At 67.9% G+C, this 11,607-nt stretch carries 12 protein-coding genes; 5 read left to right on the forward strand and 7 right to left on the reverse strand.

What is annotated here, in order from left to right; translation table 11 throughout:
* Positions 1-258 precede the first annotated feature (258 nt).
* A complete protein-coding gene (gene hemF / locus ACESMO_RS04015; RefSeq protein WP_372706894.1) occupies positions 259-1,137 on the forward strand; it encodes an oxygen-dependent coproporphyrinogen oxidase in 879 nt (292 codons plus the stop codon).
* Here the strand turns inward: hemF and ACESMO_RS04020 are convergent.
* Positions 1,103-1,816, reverse strand: a complete 714-nt coding sequence (locus tag ACESMO_RS04020; protein ID WP_372706895.1) for a type 1 glutamine amidotransferase — start codon at positions 1,814-1,816, stop codon at positions 1,103-1,105. The genes hemF and ACESMO_RS04020 overlap by 35 nt on opposite strands.
* Before the next feature lie 73 nt (positions 1,817-1,889).
* Between ACESMO_RS04020 and ACESMO_RS04025 the strand changes: the two genes are divergently transcribed.
* Entirely contained in the window at positions 1,890-2,198 is a 309-nt protein-coding gene (locus ACESMO_RS04025; RefSeq protein ID WP_372706896.1) for an antibiotic biosynthesis monooxygenase, read from the forward strand.
* Here ACESMO_RS04025 and rlmJ read toward each other — a convergent pair.
* Positions 2,195-3,016 carry a 23S rRNA (adenine(2030)-N(6))-methyltransferase RlmJ gene (gene rlmJ / locus ACESMO_RS04030; RefSeq protein ID WP_372706897.1) on the reverse strand — a complete coding sequence of 274 codons (822 nt, stop codon included), beginning with the start codon at positions 3,014-3,016 and terminating at the stop codon, positions 2,195-2,197. The two genes, ACESMO_RS04025 and rlmJ, sit on opposite strands and share 4 nt — an antisense overlap.
* A gap of 134 nt (positions 3,017-3,150) precedes the next feature.
* Here rlmJ and ACESMO_RS04035 point away from each other — a divergent pair, with 134 nt between their 5' ends.
* Positions 3,151-4,167: a DNA topoisomerase IB gene (locus tag ACESMO_RS04035; RefSeq protein WP_372706898.1), complete on the forward strand. Its 1,017-nt coding sequence runs from the start codon at positions 3,151-3,153 to the stop codon at positions 4,165-4,167.
* Positions 4,168-4,201: 34 nt separating this feature from the next.
* Here the strand turns inward: ACESMO_RS04035 and ACESMO_RS04040 are convergent, their stop codons facing one another.
* The 5 genes from ACESMO_RS04040 to ispH form a co-directional block, all read right to left on the reverse strand.
* A complete protein-coding gene (locus ACESMO_RS04040) occupies positions 4,202-4,654 on the reverse strand; it encodes an opioid growth factor receptor-related protein (RefSeq protein WP_372706899.1) in 453 nt (150 codons plus the stop codon).
* Between the two features lie 16 nt (positions 4,655-4,670).
* Positions 4,671-5,711 carry an L-threonine 3-dehydrogenase gene (gene tdh, locus ACESMO_RS04045; protein WP_372706932.1) on the reverse strand — a complete coding sequence of 347 codons (1,041 nt, stop codon included), beginning with the start codon at positions 5,709-5,711 and terminating at the stop codon, positions 4,671-4,673.
* An 11-nt stretch (positions 5,712-5,722) separates the two neighbouring features.
* The gene (locus ACESMO_RS04050; RefSeq protein ID WP_372706900.1) at positions 5,723-6,913 is read right to left on the reverse strand and encodes a glycine C-acetyltransferase; all 1,191 of its coding nucleotides are present in this window, start codon (positions 6,911-6,913) and stop codon (positions 5,723-5,725) included.
* 39 nt (positions 6,914-6,952) lie between these two features.
* A complete protein-coding gene (locus ACESMO_RS04055) occupies positions 6,953-7,870 on the reverse strand; it encodes a DUF4232 domain-containing protein (protein WP_372706901.1) in 918 nt (305 codons plus the stop codon).
* A 72-nt stretch (positions 7,871-7,942) separates the two neighbouring features.
* Positions 7,943-8,914, reverse strand: coding sequence for a 4-hydroxy-3-methylbut-2-enyl diphosphate reductase (ispH, locus tag ACESMO_RS04060; RefSeq protein WP_372706902.1), 972 nt, complete (start codon positions 8,912-8,914; stop codon positions 7,943-7,945).
* 183 nt (positions 8,915-9,097) lie between these two features.
* Here ispH and ACESMO_RS04065 point away from each other — a divergent pair, with 183 nt between their 5' ends.
* Both ACESMO_RS04065 and argS read left to right on the forward strand, forming a co-directional pair.
* Complete coding sequence (locus ACESMO_RS04065) at positions 9,098-9,793, forward strand: Tat pathway signal sequence domain protein (RefSeq protein ID WP_372706903.1); 696 nt, start codon at positions 9,098-9,100, stop codon at positions 9,791-9,793.
* Positions 9,794-11,596 (forward strand): arginine--tRNA ligase, encoded by a 1,803-nt coding sequence (gene argS / locus ACESMO_RS04070; RefSeq protein ID WP_372706904.1) that lies wholly within the window; start codon positions 9,794-9,796, stop codon positions 11,594-11,596.
* The last annotated feature ends 11 nt before the right edge of the window (positions 11,597-11,607 follow it).

The following is an 11,607-nucleotide window of genomic DNA, read 5'->3' on the forward strand; positions in this document are numbered from 1 at the left end:
GCCGACCTTTGTCATGTCCCTCCCTCGTCGACGACAGCAATGTCGGCGGCGGTGATCCGGTAAGGCCCGAACTCAGGGCCGCCAGCCGGAGGGCGCGTGGAAAACGACTGCGCGGGGCTGTCTGTCTCGTCGAAACGGTAATTTCTATCCAAGCACCGGGCGAGGCCCGGCCGCCCCGCGCCCTCCCCAACCGCCGCGAAAGCAGGCGGCGATCCGTCATGCTTCACCGCTGGCGGCGGAAGGCCTAGAGGAACTCCCATGACCGACACCGCCGATCCCACCCTCGATGAACACAAGGCCGAGGCCCGCGCCTGGTTCGAAGCCCTGCGCGACCGCATCCACGCGGCCTTCGAGGCGCTGGAGGACGAAGCCCCCGCCGACCTGTTCCCGGGCGAGCCCGGCCGGTTCGTCCGCACGCCGTGGACGCGCGAGGACGGCGGCGGCGGAGTCATGGGGATGATGCACGGCCGACTGTTCGAAAAGGTCGGCGTCCATGTCTCGACCGTCCATGGCGAGTTCCCGGCCGACTACGCCAGAACGGTCCCGGGCGCGGCGGAGGACCCCCGCTTCTTCGCCACGGGCATCAGCCTGATCTGCCACCCGGTCAGCCCGCGCGTGCCGGCGGTGCACATGAACACCCGCTTCATCGCCACGACCAAAAGCTGGTTCGGCGGCGGCGGCGACCTGACGCCGGTGTTGGACACGGACCGGCGGCAGGATCACCCCGATACCCTGGCTTTCCACGCCGCCATGAAGGCCGCCTGCGACGCTCACGATCCCACCTGGCACGCGAAGTTCAAAACCTGGTGCGACGAGTATTTCTGGCTGCCCCACCGCAACGAGCCGCGCGGCACAGGCGGCATCTTCTACGACCACCACAACAGCGGCGACCATGCCAAGGACTTTGCCTTCACCCGCGACGTCGGCGAGGCCTTCCTCAGCGTCTATTCGAGTATCGTCCGTGGACGGATGACCGAGCCTTGGACGGCGGGGGACCGCGAGGAACAGCTGATCCGTCGCGGCCGCTACGTCGAGTTCAACCTGCTCTACGACCGCGGCACGATGTTCGGCCTCAAGACCGGCGGCAACGTCGAGTCGATCCTCAGCTCAATGCCGCCCGTGGTGAAGTGGCCGTAGCAAAGTCGCTGATCCATCGGCCAACCACCGCCCGATCATCCGCCGTCTTGAGACTGTCCACCGCACGGCCGACCAGCGCCGGATCGATCCGGTCATGCCGCCCCGCCGTCAGCGCCGTCGCGAAGGCCGGGGTGAATTCCGGATGCGGCTGAAGCGAGATCGCGTCATCACCCCACGCCAGTCCGGCATACGGCGTGAAGTCGCTGCGCAGGATCACCCGGGCCTCGGCCGGCTTCTCGACCACCTGGTCCTGATGCGAGGCCGGAATGGCGACCGTGTCGGCGATCGGGCTCATCCACGGCTCCGGCGAAACCACCGCATAGCGGTGCAGGCCGACGCCCCAGCCCTTGTCCGACTTCTCGACCCGCCCGCCCAGCGCGTGGGCCATGGCCTGATGGCCGAAGCAGACACCGACCAGTTTCGTCCGGCCCTTCGCCGCGCGGATCCAGTCCAGCAGATCGGCGATCCACGGATCGCTCTCATAGACCCCGGCCGAGGAGCCGGTGATGATCGCCGCGTCGAAAGTCCCGGCATCCGGCCACTCGCCCGCCTGGACGTCGAAACTCTCGAAGGCGAACCCGTCACCCAGAAGCGCGCGAAACATGGCCGGATAGTCGCCATGGACCGCCCCCAGCGCGGGCGGCGGCGCGCCGGTCTTCAGGATCGCGATACGGGTCATTCAGGCCTCCTCGACCGACCCGATATGGGCGATCTCCCGAGACGGCGGAAGGGCGATCCGGTATGGGAGCGCCATGACCGATACCGACGCAGCGCCCGTTGTCCTGATCAACGTCTATCGCTGCGCGCCCGAACAGCTGAACGGGCTGATGGAGTTGCTGACCGTCATGGTCCGGGCCCAGCGGACGCTGGATGGTTTCGTCTCGGCGACCCTGCACCAGGGCCTGAACGGCAAGGTGGCGGCGGTCCACGCCGTCTGGCGCTCCCGCGAGGCCTGGAAGGCAATGGCGCGGGACCCTGCCATCAACGCCGCCATGGAGCCGATTATGGCCGTCGCAACCTTCGAGCCGAACCTTTACGAGGCCGGCGAAGTGATCGACTAGCCGGTCATCCACACGTCCGCCCGCGCACCCTCTTCGCCCAGCGTCTGCGCCACCCAGCCGCAGATTTCCGAGGCGGCGGCTTCCGCGCCCGGCGGCGGGTTCAGGACCACGACCGCGCATCCGTTCATCTTCATCGGATTGGTCAGGGGCCGCAGCCGGGCCTCGGCCACCAGCGCCCGCTTGACCCCGGCCTGATCCAGACGGCGCAGGAAGCCGTCGAAGGTCTCCATGTCCTTCAGCGGCGTCCAGATCGCCACCGTCGCCCGCGGGTCGGCCCGCGCGATCGCGGCCGCCGTATCGGCGGCGCGCAGATAGTCGTCCGGCTGCTCGAACGGCGGATCGATCACGACGAAAGCCCCGGTCGTTTCGGCCGCCGTAGCGCGGGCCTGATCATAGCCGTCCCCGCCCCGCGCCTGGGCACCGGGGAAGGACTCCAGCACCTCGGTCAGCAGGTCAAGCACGGGCGGGTTCAGCTCAAAGCCGAGATAGCGGTCGTCGGCGCGCAGCCGCTGGGCGAACAGCAGGGGCGAGCCGGGATACCAGTCGGCGCCGCCGTCGGCATTCACCTCGGCCACGGCGCGGGCCAGGGCTTCGATCAGGGGCGGTCGATCGGCCGTGGCCATCAGGCGGGCGATCCCGGCCTCGGACTCCTTGGAACGGGCGGCGTCGCCGGTCAGGTCGTAGACCCCCGCCCCGGCATGGGTGTCGATGACCGCGACCGGCCCCTGCGCCTGCCGCCGCTCGAACAGCCAGAGGACGAGGGCGTGTTTGACCAGGTCGGCGAAGTTTCCGGCGTGAAAGCTGTGACGATAATTCATGCGCGGGGCATCCCCCTCCCCGCCCCGGCGGTCAAGGGGAACTCGCGGCCTGGCCCGGTCGTTGCCGGTGCGCCAGCCCGAAACGAGTCTGAAATGCCCAGCCGCCCCCCTCTCACCGACACGCCGACCGCGTGATGGCCCATGGCGCTATGGACCTGAAAGGACAGACCGAGGTTCCGAAGGGGCTGACCTATTGCAGCGACGAGCAGCCGGGAGTGCGGCGGACCTCGTCCGGCAAGGGGTTCAGCTACCATGACCAGCATGGCAAACTGATCCGCGGCAAAACGGTCCTGGACCGCGTGGACGCCCTGGCCATCCCGCCTGCCTGGACTGACGTCTGGATCTGCCCGCGCGCCAGCGGTCACATCCAGGCCACGGGTCGAGACGCCAAGGGGCGAAAGCAGTATCGCTATCACGACGGCTGGAGCCGTCACGCCTCAGAAGCCAAGTTTGAGCGCCTGCCCGCCTTCGCCCGGGCCTTGCCGAAACTGCGACGCCGGGTAGAGGCCGATCTGACCAGGCGGGGGATCAGCCGGGACAAGGTGCTGGGGACTGCCGTGCGTCTGCTGGAAATCACCCTGATCCGCGTCGGCAACGCCCAGTATGCGAAGCAGAACCACTCCTACGGTCTGACCACGCTGAACAAGCGGCATCTTGAGGTCGACGGCACCGCCCTGACCTTCGCCTTCAAGGGCAAGAGCGGGGTCGAGCACGAGGTTCGAGTGCGTGATCGACGGCTGGCCACGGTGGTGAAGGGCCTGCGCGAACTGCCGGGCCAACAGCTATTCAAATACCGCGATGACGCGGGTCACGTTTGCGGGGTGACCTCCGACGACGTCAACGCCTACATCCGCGACGCCATGGGCGAGACCTTTTCGGCCAAGGATTTCCGCACCTGGGCCGGAACGGTGTCTGCGGCGCGGGCGCTGCGCGAGATGGAGCCGCCGACCTCCCCGATCGACGCGAAGCGAAACATCACCGTCTGTGTGAAGGCGGTTTCGGGCCTGTTGGGGAATACCCCGACGATCTGCCGCTCGTCCTACATCCACCCGCGCGTTTTTGAACTCTATGAAACCGGCCGCCTCGCCATCGTGCTTCCGGGACCGGAAGCCAAGGCCTTCGAAACCGCCCTGATCAAGACACTCGCCTGACAGCGTTGCGGCTTGGGTTTCTGGAGGGCCTGACTCAGGCCGTCGTCCAGTAGCCGCGACTGCGGGCGCTCACGGGTGCCCGCGTCGCCTCGACCCGCGCCAGTATAGCGTCGCGGAACGCGTCGGCCGACGGATCGTCACGCAACAGGCGCAGGGATCGGATGATCCGGGTGATGCGCAGGTGGTTGTGGTCGTTCGGCATCAACCACTCGTGGGTGGACCGGTAGAAGGTCATCATCCGGTCGGTCGCGGCCGCCAAGGCGCATTGCGCCATGACGGACTGGCGGATCGCCGCGGCTTCCCCGGCCGTGAGCACCGGCGCGTCGGGTACGGCGGCGGACGGCTCGGTCAGGGCGAACAGCCACGGTATGAAGTCGTGATTCTGCTCCAGCGCGGCGTCGCCGAAGGCCAGTATTTCGAAGACGGTCCGGCCAGCGGCATCGGTTCCCTGCCCCTCGAGAAAGGCAAGAACGGGCTCGATCGTCATAACGCCCGCGACCCCATCAGGCCGCCTTGTCCCAACTCAGGATCACCTTGCCGGACTGGCCCGAGCGCATGGCCTCGAAGCCTTCCTCGAAGCGGTCATAGCTCATCCGGTGGGTGATCAGCGGCTGCAGGTCGAGCCCGGCCTTGAGCAGGCCCAGCATCTTGCGCCAGGTCGTGAACATCTCACGCCCATAGACGCCCTTGATGGTCAGGGCCTTGAGGATGATGGCGCCCCAGTCGGTCTCCATCGGCTTTGACGGAATACCCAGCATGGCCATGCCGCCGCCCATGATCAGGGTGTCGACGCACTGTTTGAAGGCGATCGGCGAACCCGACATCTCAAGCGCCACGTCAAAGCCGACCTTGAGGCCGAGCTCGTGCATGACATCCTTCAGATCCTCGCGGGTGGTGTTCACCGTGCGCACGCCCGGCGCGACCTTCTGCGCCAGCTCGAGCCGAAAATCGTTGATGTCGGTCAGGACCACGGTGCGCGCGCCAGCGTGGCGGGCGACGGCGGCGGCCATCATGCCGATCGGTCCCGCGCCGGTGACCAGCACGTCCTCGCCCAGCAGGTCGAACTGCTGCGCGGTGTGTACGGCGTTGCCGAACGGATCGAGGATGGCGCCGATCTCATAGGGGATGTCGTCGGGCAGCTCGATCACATTGAACGCCGGAGCCACAACGAACTCGGCAAAGGCCCCCTGGCGGTTCACGCCGATGCCCTTGGTCGCCGGGTCCAGGTGGAAATGGCCCGCCCGGGCCGCTTCCGAGTTCAGGTCGATGACGTGGCCCTCGGCCGAGACACGCTGGCCGACGGACAGGCGGCGGTCGACGTCCTTGCCGATAGCGACGATCTCACCGGAGAACTCATGGCCGGTGATCATCGGGACGGGCACATTCTTCTGGGACCACTCGTCCCAGTTCCAGATGTGGATGTCGGTGCCGCAGACGGCGGTGCGCTTGACCTGGATCAGCACATCCTCGGGCCCCGCCACCGGGATCGGGGCATCGATCAGCTCAAGGCCGACGCCAGCCTTCGTCTTGGCCAGGGCCTTCATGGTGTCCGCCATCAGATAACTCCCAATTCCCGTCCCGCCGTCGTGAACGCCGCGACCGTCTGATCGATCTGTTCGAAGGTATGCGCCGCCGACATCTGGGTGCGGATGCGGGCTTGTCCCCGGGGCACCACCGGGAACGAGAAGCCGATGACATAGACTCCCAGCTCCAGCGCCCGGGCGGCGAAATCCTGGGCCAGTTTGGCGTCGCCGAGCATGACCGGGATGATCGGATGCTCGCCGGGCAGAAGCGTGAACCCGGCCTCGGTCATGGCGGAGCGATAGCGGACGGCGTTGGCGAACAGCTGTTGGCGCAGGGCATCGCCTTCCTCTCCGCCGGAAATGCGGATGGCCTCAAGGCTGGAGCCGCAGATCGCGGGGGCCAGGGCGTTGGAGAACAGATAGGGCCGGGCGCGCTGTTTGAGCAGGGCCACGACTTCGGATGTGGCGCAGATGAAGCCGCCCATCGCCCCGCCCAGCGCCTTGCCGAAGGTGCCGGTCAGAAAGTCGATCTCGACCCCGTGGTGCGCATAGGAGCCCCGGCCCTTGGGTCCGAGGAAGCCCGTCGCGTGGCAGTCGTCGACCATGATGAGGGCATCGTATTTGTCAGCCAGCGCCCGGATGTCCTTCAGCTTCGCGATATAGCCGTCCATCGAGAAGACGCCGTCGGTGGCGATGACGATCTCCCGCGCGCCATCAGCCCGGGCCTGTTTCAGCTGGGCCTCCAGGTCGTTCATGTCCGAGGTGGCGAAGCGATAGCGCTTGGCCTTGCACAGCCGAACCCCGTCGATGATCGAGGCATGGTTCAGGCTGTCGGAGACGATGGCGTCCTCGGCCCCGAACAGCGGCTCGAACAGGCCGCCGTTGGCGTCGAAGGCGGCCGCGAAAAGGATCGTGTCCTCGAAACCGAGATAGTCGGCGACGGACCGCTCCAGTTCCTTGTGGATTTCCAGCGTGCCGCAGATGAAGCGGACCGAGGCCGTGCCCGCGCCCCATTTTTCCTGCGCCCGAATTCCCGCCTGCGTCACCCGCTCATCGCTGGCGAGGCCGAGATAGTTGTTGGCGCAGAAATTCAGCACGTCGCGCCCGCCGACCCGGATCACCGGACCCTGACGGGAGGCGATGACCCGTTCGGGCTTGGTCAGCCCCTGGGCGTCAATGTCGGCGAGTTCCGCGCGGACGCGTTGGTGGAAGCTGGCTGTCATGGGCGATCCGCTACGCCGTTTTGGTTCGCGTTTGAACCCCTAGCGCTTGGTTCGGGTCGTCGCCGCGACTGGCGGCGCCGGTTCGGCCACCGGCCGGAACGGGCTGACCCGGATGCGCCCGCCACAGGGGGCGAACGCCTGATCGAGCGAAACGACCGCCGTGTCGGCCGGAGTCGTCATGCGGATGCGGGCGGCCGACGGACAGGCTTTCTCGCCCCGGCTTTCGTCGGCGACCACATTCCAGGCCACGTCAAAGAAGGCCTTGCCCTGCGGTGCCAGCTCGACGGGCGTCGGCACCTGGCCGGCGCGGAAATGATTTCCTGGATCCTGTTCGGCGCGGACGGTGGCGATGGGCCGGCTCTGGCTGTCCTGCAGAGTGACCGTGGGATAGCCGGTCAGGCTGCACGGCTGGGTTCCGACGTTCTGGGCTCCGAGGATGGAGACCCGGTTGCCCCTCCCGGCGTCGCCGCCGTCCAGAGACAGCTTCAACTGCGGTCCCTTGCATGGGGCGGAAACGGGGACGATCTCGGGCTGGGGCGGCAGGACGCCCGCGAGGCCGGCACCGGCGGCGGGTCGGCTGCACCGCTCCAACGGGGCGACGGCGACCTCTTGATCCGGACCCAGACGGCTGAGCGTGGCCTCTTCCACGCCGCCCCGTGTCACCGTCAACCATTCGACGCCTGATCCAATATAGCGAGCCCCCGACGCGGACTGCGTGGACCGCAGGGCGTAGGCCTTGCCCTTATAGGTCAGCCTGGCCGCTGCGGGCTCCGGATAACCGACCGCGACCGTCTCGCCGCTCTCGCACGTCCAGGCGACCGAGGCCACGGTGCCAGAGGGCGCGGCTTCAGTCGGCTCGGCGGGAACCACCACGGGCTCTTCCGGCTCAGTGCAGGCCGTTGCTGCGAACAGGGCCATGCCCGTGGCGATGGAGCAGGCGGAGCGAAGACGGCGCATGGGCATCCTCTTGAGGGTCCGGCGATCAACGCCCGACCAATGGCAAAGGCTCCGTCGGCGCAAGGACGGTGATCAGGCCGTGAGCTCCCGCGGCAGTTTGAACGTCACCGTCTCGCGCTCCCCGTCGTCCTCGACCACATGAGCGTCGAAGCGCGCGCGCACCGCGTCGATCAGCGCCTCGATCAGCTGTTCGGGGGCAGAGGCTCCCGCCGTGATGCCCAGGGTCGAGACGCCATCCAGCCAGGCCCAGTCGACCTGGGCCGCGTCGTCGACCAGCCGCGCATCGCGGGCCCCGGCGCGCAAGGCGACCTCGACCAGGCGCACCGAGTTGGACGAATTGGCGGACCCCACCACCAAGACCAGATCGCAATCCGCCGCCAGTCTTTTGACCGCGTCCTGCCGGTTGGTGGTGGCGTAGCAGATGTCTTCCTTGTGCGGATCGGGCAGTTCAGGGAATCGCCGCTTCAGCGTCGCGAGGATCTCGGCCGTGTCGTCCACCGACAGGGTCGTCTGCGTCGCATAGGCCAGCGGCGCGTCGCCCGGCCGTCGGAAGCCCTCCGCATCCTCCACCGTCTCGACCAGGCTGATGGCTCCGGAAGGAAGTTGGCCGAGCGTCCCGATCACCTCCGGATGACCGGCGTGGCCGATCAGGATGATGTGCCTGCCCGCCGCGTGATGGCGCTCGGCCTCGACGTGAACCTTGGAGACCAGCGGGCAGGTGGCGTCGAGGAACATCATCTCTCTCGCCCGGGCCGTGGCCGGAACCGATTTGGGCACGCCATGGGCCGAGAAGACCACCGGCCGGTCGTCGGGGCAGTCGTCCAGTTCCTTGACGAAGACAGCGCCCATGGCCTTCAACCGCTCGACGACATGGCGATTGTGGACGATCTCATGCCGCACATAGACCGGCGCGCCGAACTTCTCGATGGCCCGCTCGACGATCTGGATGGCGCGATCGACGCCCGCGCAGAAGCCACGCGGCGTCGCAAGACGGACCGTGAGCCGTCGGCGGTCGTGGGAGAGGATGGACGCGGTCGGGGTCATGGCTGGAACCTAGTCGTTCAACGCCGCCGCCGCCACCATATCGTGATGCGCGGTCGCGGTCGTGGCAGTGGTCGGGGTCGGAGTCGGGGAGGTTTGCCGCGCCTCGCTTTAGCCGCTATCACCCGCGAGCTTGCGTTCGGCGTCCGGCCGTCGCCGAGCCTCCTCGTGTCTGGAAGAATATCGATGCGTCGCGTCCTGAATGTTTCCCTGGCTTCGGCCCTCGCCGCCGCCACGCTGTCGGTCGTTCTGGCGCCCTCGGCGGCACACGCGCAGACGCGGCCACAGCCCGGCCAGCAGGGGGGGTCAGACCGGGGCCAGAGCGCCGACGGCTCAGAGCAGAACAACCGGGCGCGCGGCCCGCGCATCGCGCCCCTGCGCCGCAACGCCGCCGCAGGTCCCTGCCCCTATGTGAAGATCCTGTACGAAGGCGCGCGCTACGTCGAACTCACCGGCGATCGGGTCGCCGCCTCGAATGTCGGCTTTACCGGCGAGATCGAGGGCCTGACCTCCAACTGCGGCTATCAGGGCGACGAACCGATCACGGTCCAGACACGCGTCCTGTTCAACCTGGGCCGAGGACCGCAGGCGCAGGGCGACCAGCGCACCTATCGCTACTGGATCGCGGTCACTGAGCGGAACAAGGCCATTCTGGCAAAGGAATATTTCGACCTGCCCGTGGACTTCGACGGCGCCACGACCGCGTCCGTCACCCAGGACCAAACCATCATCATCCCCAGGGCCGAAGCGACGACCAGCGGCGATAATTTCGAGATCCTGGTCGGTTTCGACGTGACGCCCCAGATGGCCGAGTTCAACCGGTCAGGCAGCCGCTTCCGCGTCAATGCGGGCACGCTGGCCGCCACGCCCCCGGCCGAGTAAGTGACCGACCTCAGGACTGTTCTGGGCGAAGCGGTCGGGGCCGCCTTCGCAGCCGAAGGCGTGGACCCCGCCCTGGCGCGCGTCACGCCGTCAGACCGGCCCGACCTCGCCGACTTCCAGTCGAACGGGGCTCTGGCCGCCGCCAAGGCGCTGAAGGCCAATCCACGAGAACTGGCCGGCAGGGTGGCCGAGCGGCTTCAGGGCGACGCTCGCCTGTCTTCGGTCGAGGTCGCCGGGCCGGGCTTCATCAACCTGAAGGTCGCCGACGCGACGCTGGCCGCGCGCGCCGCCGAAGTGGCGAACGACGTGGACCATTCCGGCGCGGCGCTGGTCGCCGACCCGCGCAAGGTCGTGATCGACTTCGCCGGCCCCAACGTCGCCAAGCCGATGCACGTCGGTCACCTGCGCTCATCCATCATCGGCGAAAGCCTGAAGCGGCTGTACCGCTTCCGGGGCGATACGGTCTGGGGCGACGCCCATTTCGGCGACTGGGGCTTCCAGATGGGCCTGCTCATCGTCGCCGTCGGCGACGAGGGCACGGCGGCGGCGTTCCTGGCTGAGGGCGAAGGCCCCTTCCCGACCGCCAGCCCGGTGACGCTGGAAGACCTCGAGCGCCTGTATCCGGCCGCTGCCGCCGAGGCGAAGTCCGACCCCGCCTTTCGTGACCGCGCTCGCAGGGCGACGGCCGAGCTGCAGGGCGGGCGTCCCGGCTATCGCGCACTCTGGGCCCATTTCGTGGCCGTCAGCCGCACGGCGCTGGAGCGCGAGTTCGGTGCCTTGGGCGTGACCTTCGACCTGTGGAACGGCGAGAGCGACGCCGATCCGCTGTTGCCCGAGATGATCGCCCATCTGGAGCGGGATGGCCTGCTGGTCGAGGACGACGGGGCCCGGGTGGTCCACGTCGCCAAACCCGGAGAAATGCGCAAACGCAAGCTGGCTGACGGCAGTATGATCGAGGCTCCCAGCCCGCCGCCGCTGCTGGTGATCAGCTCCGAAGGGTCGGCCATGTACGGGACGACCGACCTGGCGACGATTCTGGATCGCCGGAAAACCATCGACCCCGACCTGATCCTCTACGTCGTCGACGAGCGTCAGGCCGAGCATTTCGAACAGGTGTTCCGCGCGGCCTACCTGGCCGGCTACGCCGCCGAGGGGTCGCTGGACCACCTCGGGTTCGGCACCATGAACGGGCCGGACGGCAAGCCCTTCAAGACCCGCGCCGGGGGCGTTCTGAAGCTGCACGACCTGATCACCATGGCCACGGACAAGGCCCGCGAGCGGCTGCATGAGGCCAAGCTGGGCGACGACCTGCCTGGGGCGGAGTTCGAGGACACCGCCCGCAAGGTGGCGGTCGCGGCCCTGAAATTCGCCGACCTGTCGAACAGCCGAACCACCAGCTACGTCTTCGACCTGGACCGGTTCATGAGCTTCGAGGGCAAGACCGGCCCCTACCTGCTGTACCAGGCGGTGCGGATCAAATCCCTGATGCGCAAGGCCGCCGAACAGGGCCTGACGCCCGGCACCATCGTCATTGGCGAGCCGGCAGAGCGCGACCTGGTGATGACGCTGGACGCCTTCTCTCAGGCCGTGGCCGAGGCCTACGACAAGCGCATGCCGCACGTGGTCGCGGAACACGCCTTTCGACTGGCGCAGGGCTTCTCGAAATTCTACGCCGCCTGCCCGGTCCTGATCGCGCCGGACGCCGCGACAAAGACCTCGCGCCTGGCCCTGTCGAAGGCGGCGCTGGACCAGCTGGAGACGGCCCTGTCCCTGCTGGGAATCGACACGCCGGAGCGAATGTAGGACAGACTGGG

This window comes from Brevundimonas sp. (assembly GCF_041688735.1).
Classification (GTDB): Bacteria; Pseudomonadota; Alphaproteobacteria; order Caulobacterales; family Caulobacteraceae; genus Brevundimonas.